This window comes from Cellulomonas sp. T2.31MG-18 (assembly GCF_964266755.1).
Classification (GTDB): Bacteria; Actinomycetota; Actinomycetes; order Actinomycetales; family Cellulomonadaceae; genus Cellulomonas.
The window spans coordinates 813,475-834,633 of the sequence record NZ_CAXWGW010000001.1 but is presented as its reverse complement, the minus strand read 5'-3'; the positions used below and the strand labels follow the sequence as shown (position 1 = coordinate 834,633).

Annotated in this window: 23 protein-coding genes; 4 read left to right on the top strand and 19 right to left on the bottom strand. The window is 72.4% G+C overall.

Translation table 11 applies throughout. The features are described 5' to 3' along the window. Positions 1 to 4: 4 nt before the first annotated feature. From ccsB to ACFQTY_RS03825, 6 genes are all read right to left on the bottom strand, one after another. The gene (gene ccsB / locus ACFQTY_RS03850; protein ID WP_378097526.1) at positions 5 to 1,165 is read right to left on the bottom strand and encodes a c-type cytochrome biogenesis protein CcsB; all 1,161 of its coding nucleotides are present in this window, start codon (positions 1,163 to 1,165) and stop codon (positions 5 to 7) included. Next, complete coding sequence (locus tag ACFQTY_RS03845) at positions 1,162 to 2,859, bottom strand: cytochrome c biogenesis protein ResB (protein WP_378097523.1); 1,698 nt, start codon at positions 2,857 to 2,859, stop codon at positions 1,162 to 1,164. The genes ccsB and ACFQTY_RS03845 overlap by 4 nt, the downstream gene beginning before the upstream one ends. Positions 2,860 to 2,988: 129 nt before the next feature. After that, entirely contained in the window at positions 2,989 to 3,870 is an 882-nt protein-coding gene (locus tag ACFQTY_RS03840; RefSeq protein WP_378097520.1) for a cytochrome c biogenesis CcdA family protein, read from the bottom strand. Then, a complete protein-coding gene (locus ACFQTY_RS03835) occupies positions 3,867 to 4,544 on the bottom strand; it encodes a TlpA family protein disulfide reductase (RefSeq protein ID WP_378097516.1) in 678 nt (225 codons plus the stop codon). Before ACFQTY_RS03835 ends, ACFQTY_RS03840 begins: the two co-directional genes overlap by 4 nt. After that, a complete protein-coding gene (locus ACFQTY_RS03830) occupies positions 4,544 to 5,239 on the bottom strand; it encodes a histidine phosphatase family protein (protein WP_378097513.1) in 696 nt (231 codons plus the stop codon). Before ACFQTY_RS03830 ends, ACFQTY_RS03835 begins: the two co-directional genes overlap by 1 nt. A 66-nt stretch (positions 5,240 to 5,305) precedes the next feature. Then, complete coding sequence (locus ACFQTY_RS03825) at positions 5,306 to 5,797, bottom strand: MarR family winged helix-turn-helix transcriptional regulator (RefSeq protein WP_378097510.1); 492 nt, start codon at positions 5,795 to 5,797, stop codon at positions 5,306 to 5,308. 146 nt (positions 5,798 to 5,943) lie between these two features. On the opposite strand from ACFQTY_RS03825, the gene ACFQTY_RS03820 reads away from it, so the two are divergent. Further along, positions 5,944 to 6,501: a YceI family protein gene (locus ACFQTY_RS03820; RefSeq protein WP_378097507.1), complete on the top strand. Its 558-nt coding sequence runs from the start codon at positions 5,944 to 5,946 to the stop codon at positions 6,499 to 6,501. A 104-nt stretch (positions 6,502 to 6,605) separates the two neighbouring features. Here ACFQTY_RS03820 and ACFQTY_RS03815 read toward each other — a convergent pair whose 3' ends face one another. After that, positions 6,606 to 7,271, bottom strand: a complete 666-nt coding sequence (locus tag ACFQTY_RS03815; RefSeq protein WP_378097504.1) for a redox-sensing transcriptional repressor Rex — start codon at positions 7,269 to 7,271, stop codon at positions 6,606 to 6,608. Positions 7,272 to 7,340: 69 nt separating this feature from the next. Next, positions 7,341 to 7,601, bottom strand: coding sequence for a glutaredoxin family protein (locus tag ACFQTY_RS03810; protein ID WP_378097501.1), 261 nt, complete (start codon positions 7,599 to 7,601; stop codon positions 7,341 to 7,343). A 147-nt stretch (positions 7,602 to 7,748) separates the two neighbouring features. On the opposite strand from ACFQTY_RS03810, the gene ACFQTY_RS03805 reads away from it, so the two are divergent. Both ACFQTY_RS03805 and ACFQTY_RS03800 read left to right on the top strand, forming a co-directional pair. Continuing rightward, positions 7,749 to 8,756 carry an HAD-IB family hydrolase gene (locus ACFQTY_RS03805; protein ID WP_378097498.1) on the top strand — a complete coding sequence of 336 codons (1,008 nt, stop codon included), beginning with the start codon at positions 7,749 to 7,751 and terminating at the stop codon, positions 8,754 to 8,756. A 101-nt stretch (positions 8,757 to 8,857) separates the two neighbouring features. Beyond that, on the top strand, positions 8,858 to 9,379 hold the full coding sequence (locus ACFQTY_RS03800) for a GNAT family N-acetyltransferase (RefSeq protein ID WP_378099096.1): 522 nt from the start codon (positions 8,858 to 8,860) through the stop codon (positions 9,377 to 9,379). 76 nt (positions 9,380 to 9,455) lie between these two features. Here the strand turns inward: ACFQTY_RS03800 and ACFQTY_RS03795 are convergent, their stop codons facing one another. From ACFQTY_RS03795 to ACFQTY_RS03785, 3 genes are all read right to left on the bottom strand, one after another. Further along, positions 9,456 to 9,554 (bottom strand): 30S ribosomal protein bS22, encoded by a 99-nt coding sequence (locus ACFQTY_RS03795; protein WP_003792170.1) that lies wholly within the window; start codon positions 9,552 to 9,554, stop codon positions 9,456 to 9,458. A gap of 243 nt (positions 9,555 to 9,797) precedes the next feature. After that, complete coding sequence (locus tag ACFQTY_RS03790; protein WP_291758047.1) at positions 9,798 to 10,034, bottom strand: helix-turn-helix domain-containing protein; 237 nt, start codon at positions 10,032 to 10,034, stop codon at positions 9,798 to 9,800. Positions 10,035 to 10,185: 151 nt separating this feature from the next. Next, entirely contained in the window at positions 10,186 to 11,385 is a 1,200-nt protein-coding gene (locus tag ACFQTY_RS03785) for an acetoin utilization protein AcuC (RefSeq protein ID WP_378097495.1), read from the bottom strand. A gap of 182 nt (positions 11,386 to 11,567) precedes the next feature. Between ACFQTY_RS03785 and ACFQTY_RS03780 the strand changes: the two genes are divergently transcribed. Further along, complete coding sequence (locus tag ACFQTY_RS03780) at positions 11,568 to 12,422, top strand: polyphosphate kinase 2 family protein (RefSeq protein ID WP_378097492.1); 855 nt, start codon at positions 11,568 to 11,570, stop codon at positions 12,420 to 12,422. 40 nt (positions 12,423 to 12,462) lie between these two features. Here the strand turns inward: ACFQTY_RS03780 and ACFQTY_RS03775 are convergent, their stop codons facing one another. The 8 genes from ACFQTY_RS03775 to ACFQTY_RS03740 form a co-directional block, all read right to left on the bottom strand. Further along, the gene (locus ACFQTY_RS03775; RefSeq protein ID WP_378097489.1) at positions 12,463 to 13,194 is read right to left on the bottom strand and encodes an ABC transporter permease; all 732 of its coding nucleotides are present in this window, start codon (positions 13,192 to 13,194) and stop codon (positions 12,463 to 12,465) included. After that, on the bottom strand, positions 13,191 to 13,952 hold the full coding sequence (locus ACFQTY_RS03770) for an ABC transporter ATP-binding protein (RefSeq protein ID WP_378097486.1): 762 nt from the start codon (positions 13,950 to 13,952) through the stop codon (positions 13,191 to 13,193). Before ACFQTY_RS03770 ends, ACFQTY_RS03775 begins: the two co-directional genes overlap by 4 nt. Further along, positions 13,942 to 14,670 (bottom strand): TetR family transcriptional regulator, encoded by a 729-nt coding sequence (locus tag ACFQTY_RS03765; protein ID WP_378097483.1) that lies wholly within the window; start codon positions 14,668 to 14,670, stop codon positions 13,942 to 13,944. The genes ACFQTY_RS03770 and ACFQTY_RS03765 overlap by 11 nt, the downstream gene beginning before the upstream one ends. A 106-nt stretch (positions 14,671 to 14,776) precedes the next feature. After that, a complete protein-coding gene (mmsB, locus tag ACFQTY_RS03760; RefSeq protein WP_378097480.1) occupies positions 14,777 to 15,958 on the bottom strand; it encodes a multiple monosaccharide ABC transporter permease in 1,182 nt (393 codons plus the stop codon). A 5-nt stretch (positions 15,959 to 15,963) separates the two neighbouring features. Next, the gene (gene mmsA / locus ACFQTY_RS03755; RefSeq protein WP_378097477.1) at positions 15,964 to 17,493 is read right to left on the bottom strand and encodes a multiple monosaccharide ABC transporter ATP-binding protein; all 1,530 of its coding nucleotides are present in this window, start codon (positions 17,491 to 17,493) and stop codon (positions 15,964 to 15,966) included. 83 nt (positions 17,494 to 17,576) lie between these two features. Beyond that, positions 17,577 to 18,725 carry a multiple monosaccharide ABC transporter substrate-binding protein gene (gene chvE, locus ACFQTY_RS03750; RefSeq protein ID WP_378097474.1) on the bottom strand — a complete coding sequence of 383 codons (1,149 nt, stop codon included), beginning with the start codon at positions 18,723 to 18,725 and terminating at the stop codon, positions 17,577 to 17,579. 171 nt (positions 18,726 to 18,896) lie between these two features. Then, positions 18,897 to 20,402, bottom strand: a complete 1,506-nt coding sequence (araA, locus tag ACFQTY_RS03745; RefSeq protein ID WP_378097471.1) for an L-arabinose isomerase — start codon at positions 20,400 to 20,402, stop codon at positions 18,897 to 18,899. Then, complete coding sequence (locus ACFQTY_RS03740) at positions 20,399 to 21,154, bottom strand: L-ribulose-5-phosphate 4-epimerase (RefSeq protein ID WP_378097468.1); 756 nt, start codon at positions 21,152 to 21,154, stop codon at positions 20,399 to 20,401. Before ACFQTY_RS03740 ends, araA begins: the two co-directional genes overlap by 4 nt. Between the last annotated feature and the right edge of the window lie 5 nt (positions 21,155 to 21,159).

Sequence of the window (21,159 nt, the reverse complement as noted above, 5' to 3'; positions counted from 1 at the left end):
GGCGCTACTTGAGCCCGGAGTAGGAGTGCAGGCCGGAGACGAAGAGGTTCACCAGCGTGAAGTTGGCGATCACCACCGCGTACCCGGCGAACACCAGGTACGCCGCCCGCCGACCGTTCCAGCCGCGGGTGGTGCGGGCGTGCAGGTAGGCCGCGTACACCACCCAGGCGACGAAGGTGCCGATCTCCTTGGGGTCCCAGTTCCAGTACCGGCCCCAGGCGTGCTCGGCCCAGATCGCCCCGCCGATCAGGGTGAACGTCCACAGCACGAAGCCGACGGCGTTCAGCCGGAAGGACAGCGCCTCGAGGTTGCGCGGACCCGGCACCTGCTTCAGCCACGCGAACCGCGGGCCGGTGACGCGCCAGCCGGCGACCGGCCGGCGCAGCCCGTCCACCGCACCCCACGAGCCGGTCAGGTGCGAGCGCCCCTCCTCACGGGCTGCCGAGAGCAGCTGCAGGGCGGAGGCGGCGAAGGCGACGGTGAACACACCGGTCGCGGAGATCGCGACGCCGACGTGGATCACCAGCCAGTAGCTCTGCAGCGCCGGCTGCACCGCCTCGGCCTTGACGTAGAACAGCAGCAGGTCGGCGGCGAGCGCCAGCACGGTGATGCCGAGCACGACGACGCCGACGAACGCGATCACGCGGCGACGCTGCACCAGCGTCAGCACCACGGAGGCGACCAGCACGCCGACCAGCGTGAACTCGTACATGTTGGCGGTGGGCCAGCGGCCCGCCGCGACGCCGCGCATCACGATGCCGGCGATCAGCAGGGCCGTGCCGAGGTACGTCGTCGAGCGGGCGATGCCCTCGCTGCGCGCCGACCGTCCGTCGGGGCCGTCGGGGCCGTCGGGAGCGCCGGCGTCGGCCGCAGCCGTCACGCGGTTGTCGTCCGGGCCGCCGGCGGCGACCGTCGCCGGCGGCACCGCGTCCGCGCTCGCACCGCTGACCAGCCCGGCCGCCCCGACGGCCACCGGCGCACCGGCCGTGACCGCGACGCCCGCCGGGACCGCACGAGCGGGGCTCGTCGAGGTACGCCGCTGACCGGCCCGCCGCTGCCCCGCCTCGACGATGCCGGCCAGGTCCACCGTGTAGGCGATCCACGCGATGGTGAAGGCGGTCGTCGCCGCCCACACCAGCAGCGTGCTCAGGTCCCCGGTCGTCATGGCGTGTCCTCTCCGGGCCCCTCGTGACGGCCCAGCGTCGCGGCGAGCACGCGGTCCAGCTCCGGCTGCAGCCCGATGTCGTCACCCCGGGCAAGACCCGCGGCGCTGACCACTGTAGTAGGACCTTGGTCCCGTGCAGCACGCAGCCAGATGCGGCGCCGGGGCGCGAACAGGGAGGCCGCGAGGCCCGCGAGCGCCAGGAGGGCGAACGTCAGCACGAACGCCAGCGCCGGGTCGTGCCGCAGGTCGAGCGCGACGTACCGCGGCAGGCCGTTGAACGTGAACGAGCCCAGGCCGTCGGGCAGCTGCACCGTCTGGCCCGGGTGCACGTACAAGGTCACGGGCTTGCCCGCGCTGTCCACCGACTGCGTCATGCGGCTCTGGTCCAGCAGGTACACGTTCTGCGGCACCCCGGTGTCCAGCCCGAGGTTGCCCGACCAGACGGACAGCACCAGCACCGGGTCGTCCGACTGCGGGCTGACCGACCGCCACACCCCCGGGGCGACCTCCTTGCCGGTCGGCAGCAGGAACCCGACCAGGCCGATCTGCTTCTGCCCGCCGGACACGTCCGGCACCTTGATCACGCCGCGCGAGGTGTAGACGGTGTCCTGCGGCAGGAACGGCACCGGCCCCGCGAAGGCCACCGAGCCGGACGCGTCCTTCACCGTGACGTCCGGCGCGTAGCCGTTGCCCATCAGGTACACGTTCGCCCCGCCGACCATCAGCGGGTGGTTCACCTTGATCGTGTCGGTGGACGACCCGCCGCCCGGCGCCGTCACGGTCACGTGGGCGGTGAAGTCACGGGCGGCGTCCGTCTCCGGGTCGAAGCGGGCGTCCAGCTGGTCCAGCTTGAGGGTGAACGGCACCAGGGACGAGGACGAGTAGAACCGCCCGTGCTCGAACGGCGAGTACGCCACCTCGGCGTTGGCGAAGCCGTGGCCCTGCACCACCAGCACCTGGCCGCGGTAGTGCAGCACCTGGCCGGTCGCCACCGACACGAGCAGCCCGACCAGGGCGAGGTGGAACAGCAGGTTGCCCGTCTCGCGCAGGTAGCCGCGCTCGGCGGACACCGACCACGTGCCGGCGCCCTCGTCGTGCACGTCCACGCGGTAGGCCGGCCAGAACGGCAGCCACCTGCCGCGGCGCAGCACGCGCGCGGCACGCTCGACGACCACCTGCGGCTGGTCACCGCTGGTGCCGGTGCCCTGCGCCGGGAACCGCGTCAGCCGCCGGGGGGTGCGCGGTGGCCGACCGCGCAGCGCCGTCACGTGGGCGCGGGTCCGCGGCAGGATGCAGCCGACCAGCGAGATGAACAGCAGCAGGTAGATCGCCGAGAACCACACCGACGTGTAGGTGTCGAACATCCCGATCCGGTCGAGGAACGGGCCGAGTGCCGGGTGGTCGGTGAGGAAGGTGGCGACCTTCTCCGGGCTCTGCGCGCGCTGCGGCACCAGCGTCCCGGGGACGGCGGCGACCGCGAGCAGCACCAGGAGCAGCAGCGCGACCCGCATGCTGGTCAGCTGCCGCCACGCCCAGCGCAGCCAGCCGACCGGACCCAGCCCCGGGAGGGTGGGCGAGCCCGGCGCCGGCGCCTCCGCCGCGCCGTCCTGCGCGGGCAGCACCGGCTCGGCCGCGTCCGCGTCGTGCTCCGGCACGAACGTGTCGTGCAGACCTTCCGGCCGGTACCCGCTCATCGCCACCTCTCGTCCGGCCCGCCGGTTCGTCGTCCGAACCCGCGGGGCCGCTCGAACCCTGCCCGAACCTGCTCGAAACCCTCCCCCGCGCACCTGTGCGGCGCGCGCCCGACCGTGCCCGACCGTGCCTCAGACCACCGGCACGAAGCCGTTCGTCCCGGTCAGCAGGCCCTGCAGCCAGCCCGCCCACGTGCTCCACACGCCCGTGACCATCGCCAGGCCCAGCACCACCAGCAGCCCACCGCCGATGCGGGTCACCGCCACCCGGTGCCGGCGCACCAGCGCCATCGCCCGGCTCATCCGCTCCACGCCCAGCGCGACCAGGAGGAACGGCAGCCCGAGCCCCGCGCAGAACACCGCCGCCAGCACCGCGCCGCGCGCGGCCGAGCCGTCGCCGAGGGACAGGGCGAGGATCGCCGCGAGCGTCGGCCCGATGCAGGGCGTCCAGCCCAGGCCGAACGTCAGGCCGAGGATCGGCGCGGCCCAGATGCCGGCCCGCGGAGCGAGGTGCATCCGCCGCTCCTGCTGCAGGAACGGCACGAAGCCCAGGAAGGCGAGCCCGAGCAGCGCGACGACGACGCCGAGCACGCGCGAGATCGGCCCCTGCCAGTGCAGCAGCGCCGCGCCGACCGTGCCGGCCAGCGCACCGAAGGCGACGAACACCACGGTGAACCCCGCGACGAACAGCCCGACGCCGGCCAGCAGCCGCCGCCGGCCGGCCCGTGCTTCCGCCCGCTCGCCGGCGCGCTCGTCGGCCCGCTCGTCGACAGAGGCCGACGCCGCCCCGCCGGCACCGGGCGCACCCGGCACACCGGCGAGCAGGGCCGTCGGCCGGGTCGTCACCCCGAGAGCGCTGCCGAGGTAGCCGAGGTACCCCGGCACCAGCGGCAGCACGCACGGCGACGCGAAGCTCACCACACCCGCCAGCAGCGCCACCGGGACCGCGAGCAGCAGCGAGCCGCTGGCGACCGCCTGGCCGAACGCGTCGCCGATGCCGGCAGCCATGCTCATCCCGCCGCCCCGGCGGTCGTCGAGGCGCTCGGTCCCGAGGTCGCGCCCGGGGTTGCGGCAGACCCACCCGGTTCCGCCAGCAGCGAGTCGACCAGCGTGCGCAGCGTCGAGGGGTCGGCCAGCCCTAGGATGCGGGCCGCCACCTTCCCCTGCCGGTCGAGCAGCACGGTGGTCGGTACCGCGTTCACCGGCACCACGCCCTGCAGGGCCGCGATCGCCGAGCCGCCCGTGTCCTGGATCGTCGGGTACGGGACGGAGAACTGGCGGACGAAGGCATCGGCCGCCCCCGCGGCATCGGTGCCGTTGATGCCGAGCACCTTCAGTCCCTTGGCGGCGTCCTCGTTGGCCAGCGCGACGAGGGTCGGTGCCTCGGCACGGCACGGCGGGCAGGCCGCGTACCAGGTGTTCAGCAGCACGACGTCACCCCGCCACGCGCTCACGTCCTGCGTGGCGCCGCTGTAGTCCGTCCCGGACAGCGTCACCGGGCCCTTGCGCTGGCCGACGGGCCAGATCGTCGTGCTGCCGTCCCCGGACCGGTAGCCCTGGTCGACCACGTCGGACGGGTGGCTCGCGGGACGCGCCGTTCCCCCGCACGCTGCGGTGCCCAGGACGACGGCCAGCCCCAGCGCAGCCGCCAGGGGCGCGCGCCACCGGCGTCCGTGCAGCCGCGCCATCACGCCCCCGCCACCGTGGAGGCACCGGCCAGCAGCGCCGCCGCGGGCTCGCAGTACCCGATGCCGACCAGCGTGTCGCCCTCGAACCGCAACGAGGTCAACGAGCCGAGGGCGCACTGCCGTCGGCGCGGGTCGTGCCACAGCCGCCGGCCCTCGAGCGCCATCCGGGTGATCCAGATCGGCAGCTGGTGGCTGACCAGCACCGCCTCGTGCCCACGGGCGGCCGCCCGCGCATCGGCGACCGCCGCGAGCATCCGCTCCACCTGCTGCGTGTACGGCTCCCCCCACGACGGGCGGAACGGGTTGCGCAGGTAGGGCCAGTGCCGCACGTGCCGCAGCGACCCGTCGCCGACGCCGAACGTCAAGCCCTGGAAGTGGTTCTCCGCCTCGAGCAGACGGGGGTCGCTGCCGATCGGCAGCCCGAACGCCGCGGCGACCGGCGCCGCCGTCTCCTGCGCCCGCTGCAGCGGGGAGGCGACCACCACCGTCACGTCGCGCCGCACGCCGCCGGCCTCGAGCGCCGGGTCCGCGTCGGGCCCGCTGCCCGCCTCGACACCGGCCAGGTAGTCGGCCACCACCTGCGCCATCCGCGCGCCCGCGTCGGACAGGCGGTAGCCCGGCAGACGGCCGTAGAGGACCCCCTCGGGGTTGTGCACCTCGCCGTGGCGCAGCAGATGGACCGTGGTCGCGACCATGGGCCTAGTGTCGCAGCCCGCGCTGGGGGTATTGCCCCGCCTCGGCGCGCCGGCCGGGTGTGCTGCTCAGCGCTCGGGCGTCTCCCGCAGCCGGTGCTCGACGACGGCCATCGCCTCCCCGAGCGCGGCGAGCTGCTCGTCGCTCAGCACGTCGACCAGGTGCGCCCGCACGCTCTCCACGTGGCCCGGTGCCGCCTCCACCAGCCGCTGGAACCCGGTGTCGGTCAGCGCGCAGTCCACGCCCCGCAGGTCGGAGGAGCACGTCCGCCGCTGCACCAGGCCGGCCGCCTCCATCCGTGCGATGGTGTGGGTGAGGCGGCTGCGGGAATGGCCGATGCCGCTCGCCAGCTCGGACATCCGCATCCGGCGGTCCGGCGCCTCCGACAGTCGGACCAGCACCTCGTACTCGTGCAGAGAGAAGCCGCTCTCGTCCTCGAGCTCGCGGCCCAGGGCGTCCATCAGCAGGGCGACACCGTTGCGGAACGCGCGCCAGTGCCGCTGCTGCTCCGTCGACAGCCACCGTGTGGCCCGCTCCGTCTGCTCGCCGCTCGACGTCACCGTCCCGCTCCCGTCCCGTGCTGCTCGCCCACCGGGGTCCACCTGTCGGTGCGCCCCTTGCATCCGACGTCCGAGTGTAGTAGAAAGTTCAACGAATCAGTTGACCGTTCAACCAACCCGGCCGGACACGGCCACGGAGGACTCCCATGACCACCACCGCCATCCCGCAGGGTCTCGCCACCGGCACCTGGACCATCGACCCGTCGCACAGCGAGGCGAGCTTCACCGTGCGCCACGCCGGCATCTCCAAGGTCCGCGGCACCGTCGCGATCGTGTCCGGCGAGATCGTGCTCGGCGAGTCCCTGGCCGAGTCGCGCGTGACGGCCACGCTGGACCCGAGCACGGTCAGCACCGGCGACGCGAACCGCGACGGTCACCTCAAGAGCGGCGACTTCTTCGACGTGGAGAAGTTCGGCCAGTGGACCTTCGTCTCCACCGAGATCCGCCAGGCCGGCGGCAGCACCTACGAGATCGCGGGCGACCTGACCATCCACGGAGTGACGCAGCGCGTCGAGCTCGCCACCGAGTTCAACGGCACCGCGACGGACCCGTTCGGCAACCTCCGCGCCGGCGGCGAGGCGACCACCACCATCTCCCGCAAGGACTTCGGCCTCACCTGGAACGCGGCCCTCGAGGCCGGCGGCGTGCTGGTGGCCGACAAGGTGCGCGTCGACCTCGACGTGTCGGTGATCAAGCAGGCCTGAGTCTCGGCTCGAGGCGGCGTCAGCGCCAGCGTCTGGGGCCGCGCCCCGGCGCCACGACCCGGCCCGGTCCGCCACGTGCGGGCCGGGCCTCGTCGTACCCCGGCTCACGCCCCCTCGCCGTCGACCGCCCGGCGCCGCCCGTGCCCGTGGAACGCGAGGATCTGCAGCTCCGAGGCGACGTCCACCGACCGCACGTCCACGTCGTCGGGGACGTGCAGCACCGCGGGGGCGAAGGTCAGGATGCCGGTCACACCGGCAGCCACCAGCAGGTCGGCGACGTGCTGGGCGGCCGACGGCGGGGTGGTGATCACGCCGATCGTCGCGCCCTGCACCGCGACCAGCTCGGCCAGCGCCTCGAGCGGCCGTACCGGCAGCCCCGCCACCACCGTGCCGACCACGTCCGGCGCCACGTCGACCAGACCGACCAGCGTGAAGCCGCGCTGCGCGATCCCGGCGTAGCCGGCCAGGGCGCGTCCGAGGTTCCCGACGCCGACCACGACGAGTCGCTGCGGCACCGCCATGCCCAGCACCCGTCCGATCTGCTCCCGCAGGTGCGGCACCTCGTACCCGACGCCTCGGCGACCGTAGGTGCCGAGGAACGACAGGTCCTTGCGCAGCAGCGCGGGCTGCACGCCGGCACGGGTGGCCAGCTCCTCCGACGACGTCAGCAGGTGCCCCTCGGCCGCCAGCACGTCGAGCGTGCGCAGGTAGGCAGGGAGCCGGGCGACGGTGGCCGGCGGCACCTGGGGGCGGGCGCGCACCGGTGTCACCGGACCGAGGCTAGGGCGCCGACCAGGCGCTGACCAGGGCCTGCACCGGGCGAGCCGCCACCGACCGCCTCAGCGTCCGACCAGCGCCCGGCGCAGCGCCTCGCCGTCCACGTGCCACCACGCGTGCCGGGCACCGTCCACCTCGACCACCGGCACCAGCTCGCCGTACTCCTCGAGCAGGTCGCGGCCGCCCGCCGGCGGCGCGTCGTCCACGTCCACCTCGGTCCACTCGGTGCCGGTGCGTGCGCAGACGTGCGCCACCACCGCACGCGCCTCGACGCACAGGTGGCACCCGACACGTCCGTACAGCACCACCCGGGGAGAGCTCACGGACCCACCGTAGGCGGCGCACCGGTCGAGGTACTGCCCCCGGGTGCGCGGGCGGCGGCGACGGGCGGACGCCGTGTCGGCGACGGACCCGACGCCCCTGACGACCCCCGGAACGGACGGCACCGACCGCCTGGCTACAGTGGCAGGGTGGCCCCGACGACCGAACCGTCCGACGTGACGGCGCCGGACGAGGGCCACACGCCCGTCACCCGTTCGAGTGATCAACGCCCCGCTCCCGATGGCGTTGCGTCCGGCGCCGCCCGCCCCGCGCCGGCCAGCCCCACCCCGACCATTCCCGCCGCGGCCGTCCCCGAGGACGACGAACGGGCGGGACGCGCAGCGGTGCGCGAGGCGGTCGTCGGCCCCGGTGCACCGCCGCACGGTTGCGTCGGGGCGTTCTTCGACGTCGACAACACGATCATCCGGGGTGCGAGCGCCTTCCACCTCGCGGTCGGCCTGTACCGGCGCGGGTTCTTCCGGCGGTTCGACATCGTCCGGTTCGCCCTGCACCAGGCGCGCTACCTCGTGTTCGGCGAGAACAAGCAGCAGATCGACGAGCTGCGCTCCGAGGCGCTGGCGATCATGCGGGGGCACTCCGTCGCCGAGGTCGCGGTGATCGCGGAGGACGTCTACGACGAGGTGCTGACCCTGCGCATCTACCCCGGCACCCGACGGCTGCTCGACGAGCACGTCGCGGCCGGGCACGCCGTGTGGCTCGTCACCGCTACCCCCGTCGAGGTCGGCGAGCTGATCGCCCGTCGCCTCGACGCGACCGGGGCGCTGGGCACGGTCGCCGAGCACCGCGACGGCTTCTACACCGGCCGGCTGGTGGGCGACCTGCTGCACGGCGAGGCGAAGGCGGCCGCCGTGCGGGCGCTCGCCGAGCGGGAGGGCATCGACCTCGCGTCGTCGTACGCCTACGGCGACTCGGCGCACGACGTGCCGATCCTGTCGCTGGTGGGCCATCCGTTCGCCATCAACCCGGACCGTCGGCTGCGCCGCCACGCCGCGGAGGTCGGCTGGCCGGTCCGCGAGTTCCGCGCCCGTCGCCGGGCCACCCGCCGCAGCATCAACGCCGCCAGCCTCGCCGGGCTGGCGTGGGTCGCCGGGCTGGTGGCCCGAGCCGTCCGGCGGTCCCTGGCGGACCGCCCGTGACCGCCGGGCAGCCGACGGGTCGGCCCGAGCGGGGAGCGCTCGACGAGGGGGCCCGCGGCGCACGGTGGGACGGGCAGCGCTCGACGGGGGCTCCCGTCCGCGTGCGCACCGCGCAGACCGAGGACGCCGACGCACTCGCCGAGCTCGCGGCCGTCACGTTCCCGCTTGCCTGCCCGCCCGGCTCCACCCCCGCCGACCAGCAGGCGTTCCTCGCGCAGCACCTGTCCGCCGAGCGGTTCGCCGGCTACGCCGCCGACCCCTCGCGGGTGCTGCTGGTCGCCGACTACCCCACCGGCGCCCTGCTGGGCTACACGATGCTGGTGCAGGCGACGCCGGCCGATCCCGACGTGCGCGCCGCGCTGACCCTGTCCCCCGCCGTCGAGCTGTCGAAGTGCTACGTGCACCCGGACCACCACGGTTCCGGGGTGTCGAGCCGGCTGATGGCGGCGACCCTCGAGGCTGCCCGCGGCACCGGCGCGGCCGGCGTGTGGCTCGGCGTGAACCAGCTCAACGACCGGGCACAGCGGTTCTACGCCCGGCACGGGTTCGCCGTGGTGGGCACCAAGCACTTCCAGGTCGGCAGCCGGGTCGAGGACGACTACGTGCTGGAGCGCCCGCTCTAGCGGCAGGAACGACGAAGGCCCGGTCGCGAGACCGGGCCCGTCGGGTGCGGCGCCACCCGGACGGGCGGCGCGGCGGTCACTTCTTGTTGCGACGCTGGTGGCGCGTCTTGCGCAGCAGCTTGCGGTGCTTCTTCTTGGCCATCCGCTTGCGGCGCTTCTTGATGACGGAGCCCATGTGGTCCTCACTCGCTTCGGTCGGCCCGCACGGGCCTCGGTTTGGTCGATCGGCGCGGGACGGACGCACTGGATCAACCGAGGCGCCCACGCAGGAAAGTCCGGTCGCCTACCTTACGCCCTCGGCGCGGGGCGGCGCGACGCGCGGACCGACCCGGCTGACAGGTCCGGCTGACGGGTCCGGCCGACAGGGCCGGCCGACAGTGCCGGGCGACCGGCTCCACCGACGACCGCGCCGGGCCGTTCAGGAGGACCGGCGGTCCTCGCGCCGGGCCGAGCCCTCGTCGTCCACGAACGCCGTGGCGGACGAGCGCAGGTAGGCGTCCAGCGCGTCCTGCGGCACGCGGAAGGAGCGTCCGACGCGCACCCCGGGCAGCTCGCCCGAGTGCAGCAGCCGGTACACCGTCATCTTCGACACGCGCATGACCTCGGCCACCTCGAGCACCGTGAGGAACCGCACCCGGCCGGACTGCTCGCTCATGTCTGCTCTCTCTCGGGCGCGCGCCCGGGGAACGGTCGCGGCCGGGTGTCGCCGCGGGACGAGCCCGACGACGCCGGGTGCTCGGCGCACAGCGTAGTGGCTGGTGGGACGGGTGGGAAAGGGGTGACCGAAGGGTCTGATGTGACCGAAATCATGCGTAGTCGACGTCCAGCCCGAGGTGCGGGAACACCTCCGCCCGCGTCGCCCGGATGGCTCGGTCGACGTCGTCCGCCGGGTCGTAGCCGGCCGACCACGGGCGGAACGTCGCGGGCTGACCGTCCGTCATCCGGTGGGTCGACAGGGGGCCGTAGCGAGCCTCCACGATGGTCACCCAGTCCTCCGGCAGTGCGGTGTCCGGAGGGACCGACCGATGCGTCGCCGTGGCGATCAGGTGCGACCAGACCCGCGGCACCACGTCGGCCATCGCGTAACCCCCACCGCCCAGGGCGAGCCACCGGCCATCCACCAGCTCGTGCGCCAGGTCGTGCAGCAGCTCCGCGGCACGCCGCTGACCGTCCACGGACGTGCGCAGGGTGGTCAGCGGGTCGGACACGTGCGTGTCGCACCCGTGCTGGGTCACCAGCACGTCCGGCGCGAACTCCCGCACCACGGGCGGCACCACCGCGTCGATCGCCCGCAGCCAGCCCGCGTCGCCCGTCCGGGACGGCAGCGCGACGTTGACGGCCGTGCCGAGCGCGTGGGGCCCGCCGATCTCGCTCGCCCAGCCGGTGCCCGGGAACAGGGCGTGGCCGGTCTCGTGCAGCGAGATGGTCAGCACCCGCGGGTCGTCCCAGAAGGCGGCCTGCACACCGTCCCCGTGGTGGGCGTCGATGTCGACGTACGCCACGCGGGCCGCCCCGGCGTCCAGCAGCGCCCGGATCGCCAGCGCGGCGTCGTTGTACACGCAGAAGCCCGAGGCGGCACCGGGCATGGCGTGGTGCAGACCGCCGCCCACGTTGACCGCGTGCTGCACGTCACCCGCCCACACGGAGAGCGCGGCGTCGACCGACCCGGTGACCATGCTGGCGGCGGCCGTGTGCATCAGCGGGAAGATCGGGTCGTCGGACGTCCCCAGACCCCGGGCGAGGTCGGGCAGCCCCTGCTCGGCGGCGGCGTGCACCGCGGCGACGTACGCCGGCTCGTGCACCGTGGTCAGCAGCGCGTCGGAGGCGGGCTCGGCACCGACCACCTCGACGTCCGGCTGGTCGAGCAAATCCAGGCCGGCCGCGAGCGCGATGGTCAGGTCGATCCGCTCGCTGGTCATCGGGTGGCCGGGGCCGAAGTCGTACGCCAGCAGCTCGGTGGACCACACCACCCGAGCGACCGTCGTGGTGCGGGACAGCGAGGTCATGGGTTCACGGTTGCACCGCGGGGCGCCGGTGTCGATCCAGCGTCCACGCATCCGGGGCGGACCGGTCGCGCCACCGGCGGCGCAGGACGAGGATCCGTGCCACGTGACGACGGTCCGAGGCACGCGCGGCACCACCGCGACGACCCGGGCCCGCGCGGCAGACCACACGGAAGGGGACGGCGATGGTGGCGGACGGCTGGTCGACCAAGGCGGCGGAGGCCCTGGCGGTGCACCCGCGGTTCCGGCTGGCGGACCTCGACACGCGCGGCACACCCGGGTTCGGCGACGGCAAGAAGACCGGCGCCGCGATCACCCGCGCCATCGGCGAGCGGATGTCCGACCTGCAGGAGCGGCTGTTCGCCGAGGGGCGCACCGGCGGCACGCGCTCGATCCTGCTGGTGCTGCAGGGCCTGGACACCGCCGGCAAGGGCGGGATCGTGCGGCACGTGATGGGGATGGTCGACCCGCAGGGCGTCGCGCTGCACTCGTTCGGCGTCCCGACGGCCGAGGAGCGCCGGCACGACTACCTGTGGCGCATCCGCCGGGCGCTCCCGCCGGCGGGGAAGATCGGCGTCTTCGACCGGTCGCAGTACGAGGACGTGCTGGTCGCCCGGGTGAATGAGCTCGCGCCACGGGACGTGATCGAACGGCGGTACGACGAGATCGTCGACTTCGAGTCCGAGCTTGCCAAGGCCGGCACGCAGGTGATCAAGGTGGCGCTGATGATCTCCCACGGGGAGCAGTACCGGCGGCTGCACGAGCGCCTGGAGCGGTCCGACAAGCACTGGAAGTTCAACCCGGGCGACGTGGACACCCGGGCGCGCTGGGACGACTACCAGGAGGCCTACCAGGTGATGTTCGACCGGACCTCGACCCCGGACTGCCCGTGGCACGTCGTGCCGGCCGACCGCAAGTGGTTCGCCCGGCTGGCGGTCTCGCAGCTGGTGCTGGACGCGCTCGAGGACCTGGACCTGCACTGGCCGTCGGCGGACTACGACGTGGCGGAGCAGCTGGCCCGGCTCGAGGCGACCCGCTAGGCCGAGGCGGCGTCGGGCCGGCGCGTCGTCCGGCCGGCGCTCAGGCCGTGCGCCGGCGCAGCGTGCTGATGCCCAGCAGCAGCGAGCCGACGATGAACAGGGCGATCACGCCGACGTCCCCGCTCACCTTCGACCAGCCGTCGCCGAAGGCGATCCGCTGCATCGCCTCGACGCCGTAGGTCAGCGGAAGCACGCGGGACAGCCACTCGAGCAGGGTCGGCATGTGTGCGCGCGGCATCAGCAGGCCGGCCGTGATCAGCTGCGGGAAGATGATCGCCGGCATCAGCTGCACGGCCTGGAACTCGGTGCGGGCCACCGCCGAGGCGGCCAGGCCGAGCGCGCAGCCCAGCACCGCGTCGAGCACCGCGACCAGCACCATCAGCAGGAACGGACCCTTGACGTCCATCCCGCACACCCACACGGCGAACCCGGTGACCACCAGCGACTGCACCAGGGCGAGCACGGCGAACGCGATCGCGTACCCGATGACGAAGTCGCCGCGGCCGATCGGCAGGGTCATCAGCCGTTCGAGGGTGCCGGAGGTCCGCTCGCGCAGCGTCGCCACGGACGTGACCAGGAACATCACGATCAACGGGAACAGGCCCACCAGCATCGGCCCGAACCTGTCGAGCACGTCGGTGCCGTGGAACATCCACGCGATCAGGCCCAGCAGCAGGCAGGGCAGCACGAGGATCAGCGCGATCGTCCGGGGGTCGTGCCGCAGCTGGCGCAGCACGCGGCCGGTCGTCGCAGCCGTCAGGCGCGGGCTCATGCGGCCACCGACCCGTCCCCGGCGTTCGCCCGGTCGACGAGGCTGAGGAAGGCGCCCTCGGCGTCCGCCGCACCCGTCTCGGCGAGCAGCTCGGCGAGCGTGCCGTCGGCCAGCACCGCACCGTTGCGCATCAGCACCAGCCGGTCGCAGCGGGCCGCCTCGTCCATCACGTGGCTGGACACCAGCAGGGACCGCCCGGCGTCCCGCAACCGCCCGAACAGGCTCCACAGGTCCCGCCGCAGCACCGGGTCCAGCCCGACCGTCGGCTCGTCGAGCACCAGCAGCGCCGGGGTGTTCAGCAGCGCGACCGCCAGCGAGACCCGGGACAGCTCCCCGCCGGACAGCGTCCCGGTGAGGCGCCGCTCGAACCCGGTCAGCCCCACCTCGTCGAGCACCCGCGCGGGGTCGGACTCCGGCGCCCCCAGCAGCGAGCCTGCATAGTGGAGGTTCTCCCCGACCGTCAGGTCCGCGTACACGCTGGGCGCCTGGGTGACGTAGGCGACCTCGCGGCGCAGCGGCGGGGACCCGGCGGGCCGCCCGAGCACCGTGACGGTGCCGCCTGCCACGACCTGCGCGCCGACGATCGAGCGCATCAGCGTCGTCTTGCCGCTGCCGCTGGGTCCGAGCAGCCCGACGACCTCACCGGCCGGGACGGTGAGGTCCAGGCCGTCGAGCACCACGTTGCCGACCCGGACCACCCGGAGCCCGCGCACCTCGACGGCGACGGGCCGTCCGCCGCCGTGCTCGTTATTCCTCATGTGAGGAATAGTCCTCCTCCGTGTGCGCGCCCGCAAGGGGCGCCGTGGGCCGATCGGGTGACCGGACATCCGCGAGGGGTCCGGTCAGGTAGCCCTGCAGCGCCGGTCCGACGAGCGCCGCCAGCCGGTCGGTGCCCATCCCGGCGATCTCCGGGAGCTGCAGCACGTGGCGAGCGATGAGCACACCGACCACATGAGAGGCGGCCAGCGCCATCCGCAGGTCGGCGTCCGGCGTCGGCAGCGCGGCCACGACGCGCGCGAACACCTGCCGGCCGAGGAACTGCGCCATCGCCTGCACGTGCGGCTCGCTGGAGCCCAGGGCACCGAACAGGACCCGGAACCGCTCGCCGTGCTCGTCCTCCCACACCTCGAGCACCGCCCGGGCAAGCCGTTCACCGAGCCCGTCGAGCCCGCCCTCCAGCAGCTGCCCGACCACCTGTGCCGGTTCGACCCCCGTCGGCACCATCGCTGCGGCGAACAGCTCGGCCTTGTCCTCGAAGTAGTGCCGCACCAGCGCCGGGTCCACCCCGGCGCGACGCGCCACCGACCGGACCGACGCGCCGTCGTACCCACGCTGGGCCAGCTCCGCCCGGGCCGCGGCGACGATGTCGCCCCGGGTGTCCGAGCCCGCGGGCCGGCGGCCGCGCGGCCGGGCCTGGTCCTCGCCGCCTCCGACCGCGCCCGCGGCGCCGTCGGCCGCCCGCGCTCGTCCCGCCACGGCCCCAGCGTAGGGACTGCGGACAGCCGACGACCCGCCCTCCGAGGTGCCGGAGGGCGGGTCGTCGGCGCCGGGCGGGCTGTGCCCGGCGGTGGAGCTGCGCAGGTCAGCGGCTGACGCCGGCCCGCCGCTTGTTGTACACGTCGAACGCGACGGCCATCAGCAGCACCAGGCCCTTGATGGCCTGCTGGTAGTCGATGCCCACGCCCATGATCGACATGCCGTTGTTCATCACACCGATGATCAGGCCACCGGCGATGGTGCCGACCACGGTGCCGACACCGCCGGTCACCGCCGCACCGCCGATGAACGCGGCGGCGATGGCGTCCAGCTCGAAGCCGGTACCGGCCTTCGGGTTGGCCAGGTTCAGACGGGCCGTGAACACCAGGCCGGCGAGCGCGGACAGCACGCCCATGTTGACGAAGATCCAGAAGTTGACCCACTTGACCTTGATGCCGGACAGGGTGGCCGCGTTCAGGTTGCCGCCGATCATGAACACGTGGCGGCCGAAGACGCTGTTCTTGGTGACGGCCGCGTACACGAGGATCAGCGCCGCCAGGATGATCAGCACGATCGGGAGGCCCTTGTAGTTGGCCAGCTCCCACGCGAACGCCATGACGACCGCGCCCATGATGACGATCTGGCCGATGAACAGCGGCATCGACTCGACGTCCTGCTGGTAGGCGATGCGGGCACGCCGCTTGCGCCACTGGCTGAAGGCGTAGCCGATCACGCCGAGGGCGCCGAGCAGCAGGGTGAACGCGTCGAACCCGTTGCCGCCCATCACCCCGTTGAGGTAGCCGGACGCGATGTTGCGGAAGTCGTCCGGGAACGGCGAGATCTGCGTGTTGCCCAGCGTCACCATCGTGGCGCCGCGGAACAGGAGCATGCCGGCCAGCGTGACGATGAAGGCCGGGATGCCGACGAACGCCACCCAGTAGCCCTGCCAGGCGCCCACCAGCGCGCCGACCACCAGGGCCGCGACAACACCGATCCACCACGGCATGCCGTGCCGGACGGTGACCACACCGGCGACGGCGCCGGTGAACGCCACCACCGAGCCGACCGACAGGTCGATGTGGCCGGCGATGATCACGATGACCATGCCGATGGCCAGGATCAGGATGTAGGAGTTCTGGACGACGATGTTCGTGACGTTCTGCGGCGTCAGGAGAACGCCGTCCGTCAGGAAGTAGAACAGGATGATGATCGCAACGAATGCGAGATAGATCCCGCTCTGGCGGAAGTTCTTGGTGAAGGCGTCCTTCACCCCGGCGAGCGCGCCCATCGGCGTCAGTCCTTTACCTTGGTCATGAGCTGCATGAGGGATTCCTGGGTCGCCTGCTCGCGCGGCACCACACCGGTGATCCGGCCGGCGCTCATCGCATAGATGCGATCGCACATGCCCAGGAGCTCGGGCAGCTCGGAGGAGATGAACAGCACCGCCTTCCCGGCGTCCGCGAGGCGATTGATGATCGTGTAGATCTCGTACTTGGCGCCCACGTCGATGCCGCGCGTCGGCTCGTCGAGGATCAGCACGTCAGGGTCGGCGAAGATCCACTTGCTCAGCACGACCTTCTGCTGGTTGCCGCCGGACAGCTTGCCGGCGAGCGCCAGGACCGAGGGGGCCTTGATGTTCATCGAGACGCGCGAGTCCTGCGCGACCTTGGTCTCCTCGTTGTCGTTGACCCAGCCGCGGCGGGACACCTTGCCGAGGGCGGCGACCGAGATGTTCTGCTTGATCGTCTCGATCAGGTTGAGGCCGTAGCGCTTGCGGTCCTCCGTGGCGTACGCGATGCCGGCGGCGATCGCGTCCGGCACGGTGTGCAGGCGCAGCTCCTTGCCGTCCTTGATCACCCGGCCCGAGATGTCGGCGCCGTAGGCCCGGCCGAACACGCTCATCGCCAGCTCGGTGCGGCCCGCACCCATCAGACCGGCCAGGCCGACGATCTCGCCGCGCCGCACGTTCAGGGAGGCGTGGTCGACAACGACCCGCTCGTGCTGGATCGGGTGGTGCACGGTCCAGTCCTCGACCCGGAGGACCTCCTCGCCGATGGTCGGCGTGTGCTCCGGGAACCGGTGCTCGAGGTCGCGACCCACCATGCCGCGGATGATCCGGTCCTCCGTGACCTCGTCGCGCTTCATGTCGAGCGTCTCGATGGTCCGGCCGTCCCGGATGACCGTCGTGGAGTCGGCGATCTCGGCGATCTCGTTGAGCTTGTGGGAGATCATGATCGAGGTGATGCCCTGCTCCTTGAGCTGCCGGAGCAGGTTGAGCAGGTGCTCGGAGTCCGCGTCGTTCAGCGCCGACGTGGGCTCGTCCAGGATGAGGAGCTTGACCTCCTTGGAGAGCGCCTTGGCGATCTCCACCAGCTGCTGCTTGCCGACCCCGATGTCCGCGATGCGGGTGGTCGGGTTCTCGGTCAGGCCGACTCGCGCCATGAGGCGCGCGGCCTCGGCGTTCGTCTTGTTCCAGTCGATGAAGCCACGCTGCGACAGCTCGTTGCCGACGAAGATGTTCTCTGCGATCGACAGCAGCGGGTTGAGCGCGAGCTCCTGGTGGATGATGACGATCCCGCGCTGCTCGCTCGCGCGGATGCTGTTGAACTTGCACAGCTCGCCGTCGAAGTAGATCTCGCCCTCGTAGTCCCCGTACGGGTAGACGCCCGAGAGCACCTTCATCAGCGTCGACTTGCCGGCGCCGTTCTCTCCGCAGATCGCGTGGATCTCGGCCCGCGCGACCGTGAGGTTCACGTCCTGGAGCGCCTTGACTCCGGGGAACGTCTTGGTGATGCCACGCATCTGGAGGATGTCGTCACTCATGTGCCCAACCGATCCTGCTGTCTCGGGGCGGCGCCCCGCCGGAAGGACCGGCGGGGCGCCGCGCTGCTGATCGTGGCGGGACGTCAGCTCAGCTGCGCCTCGGTGTAGTAGCCACCGTCGACGAGGACCTTCTTGTAGTTGTCCTTCGTGATGATCTGCGACTCGAGCAGGTAGGACGGGACCACCTTGACGCCGTTGTCGTAGGTCTTGGTGTCGGTGACCTTCGGCTCCTGACCCTTGAGGATCGCGTCGGTCATGGCAACCGTGACCTTGGCCAGCTCACGGGTGTCCTTGTAGATGGTCGAGTACTGCTCGCCCTTGATGATCGACTTGACCGAGGCCGCCTCGGCGTCCTGACCGGTCACGATCGGGTACGGCTGGCTCGCCGTGCCGTAGCCGACGCCCTTGAGGGCGCCGAGGATGCCGATCGACAGACCGTCGTACGGGGACAGCACGCCGGCGACCTTCGAGCCGTCCGCGTAGGTGGACGTCAGCAGGTTCTCCATGCGGGACTGCGCCGTGGCCGGGTCCCACCGCAGCGTGGCGATGGTCTTGAAGTCGGTCTGGCCGGACTTGACGACCAGGACCTTCTTGTCGATGTACGGCTTGAGGATGCTCATCGCGCCGTTGTAGAAGAACGTCGCGTTGTTGTCGTCCGGCGAGCCGGCGAACAGCTCGATGTTGAGCGGGCCGGTCTTGCCGGCGTCCTTGCCCGAGGCGTCGAGGACGCCCAGGCCGGTCAGCAGCGAGGTGGCCTGCTGCACGCCGACCTTGAAGTTGTCGAACGTCGTGTAGTAGTCCACGTTCGCCGAGTTGCGGATCAGGCGGTCGTACGCGATGACCTTGATGCCGTTGGAGTGGGCCTGCTCGAGCTGGCTGGTGAGGGCCGTGCCGTCGATCGAGGCGACGATCAGGACCTTGGCGCCCTTGGTGATCATCGTGTCGATCTGGTTCACCTGGGTGGGGATGTCGTCCTCGGCGTACTGCAGGTCGACCTTGTAGCCCAGGGCCTCGAGCTGGCTCTTGACGTTGTTGCCGTCGTTGATCCAGCGCTCGGAGGACTTGGTCGGCATCGCGACGCCGATCAGGTCGCCCTTGGTGGCGGCGCCGCCACCGGCGGTGCTGCCGGCGGTGGAACCCGAGGTGGAGCCCGCGCCGCCGCCGCTGCACGCGGCCATCGTCAGGGACAGGGTGAATGCTGCCGCAATGGCAGCGATGCGCTTGACGTGCATCGATGATCTCCTCGTTGAGATTCACGGCCATACGACGATATGGCCGCGGGTACTGCGTCTGTGGTGCTCAGACGGACGAAGGTAAACCTCCGGCGTCACGTGTTCTCGTGGTCCAGGTTAGCGCTCACATCTGCGATTTCCCAAGGCCGTGGAGTCACATTTGGGTAACAGCTAGATTCGCTGCGCCAGGCGGTAATACGCGGCGTTGAAGCGCACCTGGTCGCGGAACCCGCGGGCCGTGGTGGCCTCGTCGATGACGAGCAGCTCGGTGCGCGCGATGGTGGCGAACACCTCGAAGGCGTCGACGCCGGCGGCCGTGGACAGCACGGTGTGGTGCGCCCCGCCGGCGGTCAGCCAGGCCTCCGCCGACGTGGTGAAGTCCGGGCGCGGCTTCCAGACGGCCCGGGCGACCGGCAGGTTCGGCAGCGCCGGGTGCTCCACCAGGTCGACGACGTTGGCGGTCAGGCGGAACCGGTCCCGCATGTCCGCGAGGGACACCACGACGCCGACGCCGGGGTCGGCGTCGAACACCATGCGGACCGGGTCCTCCTTGCCGCCGATGCCGAGCGGGTGGATCTCGACCTTCGGCGTCGAGGTGGTCAGCGACGGGCAGACCTCGAGCATGTGCGCACCGAGGATGCGCTCGTCGCCCGGGGTCAGGTCGTAGGTGTAGTCCTCCATCAGCGACGCGCCACCGGGCAGGCCGGCGCCCATCACCTTGGCGGCCCGGACCAGGACCGCCGTCTTCCAGTCGCCCTCGGCGCCGAAGCCGTAGCCCTTGGCCATCAGGCGCTGCACGGCGATGCCCGGGAGCTGGCGCAGCGCGCCGAGGTCCTCGAAGTTCGTCGTGAACGCCTTGGCGCCCAGCTCCCCGAGGAACGCCTCGAGCGCCGCCTCCTGCCGCGCCGCGTACCGCAGGGACTCGTGCCGCTCGCCGCCCTTGCGCAGCTCCGGGACCACGTCGTACAGGTCCTCGTACTCCGCGACCAGGGAGTCGACCGTCGCGTCCTCGACCGCGTCCACCGCGGCGACGAGGTCGTTGACGCCCCACGTGTTCACGCTGACGCCGAAGACGTGCTCCGCCTCGGTCTTGTCGCCCTCGGTGACGGCGACGTTGCGCATGTTGTCGCCGAACCGCGCCAGCCGCAGCTCGTGCGTGGCGGCCCAGCCGGCGGCACCGCGCACCCAGGTGCCGACGCGCCCGGTGACGGCCGGGTTCGAGGCGTGGCCGACGACGGTGGTGCGGGCGACGCCGAGACGGGCCAGCGCGTAGCCGTACTCCCGGTCGCCGTGCGCGGCCTGGTTGAGGTTCATGAAGTCGAAGTCGATGCCGTCCCACGGCAGCTCGACGTTCGCCTGGGTGTGCAGGTGCAGCAGGGGCTTGCTCAGCACGTCGAGGCCGGCGATCCACATCTTGGCCGGGGAGAACGTGTGCATCCAGGTGATGACGCCGAGGACGTCGTCTCGGCTGTTCGCGTCGAGCATCGCCCGGCGGATCGCGGCGGAGTCCGTCAGCACCGGCTTCCAGACGATCGTGGCCGGCACGTCGTCGCTCGCGTCGAGGGTGCGGGCGACCTCCTGCGACTGCTCCGCCACCTGGCGCAGCGTCTCCTCGCCGTACAGGCCCTGGCTCCCGGTCAGGAACCAGACCTCGCGGTCGGCGTACGGCTTGCTCATGCTCGGGACTCCTCGTCGAGTGCGGAACCGGTGGAGACCGGGGCGCTGTCGCCCTGGCCGTAGACGTTCTGGTAGCGGGCGTACAGCGCGTCGATGTGGCGCTGGTCGATCGGGATCAGGTCGCCCAGCTGGCGGGACAGGTGCACCGTGCGGGCGACCTCCTCGACCATGACGGCCGCCTTGACGGCGTCCTTGGCGTCGCGGCCGATGGTGAAGGGGCCGTGGTTCTGCATCAGCACGGCCCGGCTGCGGGAGCCGGACAGGGTGTCGACGATGCCGCGGCCGATCGAGTCGTCGCCGATCAGGGCGAACGGGCCGACCGGGATGGGGCCGCCGAACTCGTCGGCCATCATCGTCAGCACGCACGGCACCGCCTCGCCGCGGGCGGCCCACGCCGTCGCGTACGTCGAGTGCGTGTGCACCACGCCGCCGACGTTCGGCATGTGCCGGTACACGTAGGCGTGCGCGGCCGTGTCCGACGAGGGCTGGCGGGTGCCGTCGACGAGGTTGCCGTCCAGGTCGCAGACGACCATCGACTCCGGCGTCAGCTCGTCGTAGGTGACGCCCGAGGGCTTGATCACCAGCAGGTCCTCGCCGTCCTCCACCGGGACGCGCTGCGAGACGTTGCCCGCCGTCCACACGACCAGCTCCCAGCGCGGCAGCTCGGCGTGCAGCCGGGCGACCACTTCACGGGTGCGCTCGACCTCGGCGCGCACGGCGGCCGAGTACTCGGACAGGGGTCGGACGGTCATCGGTG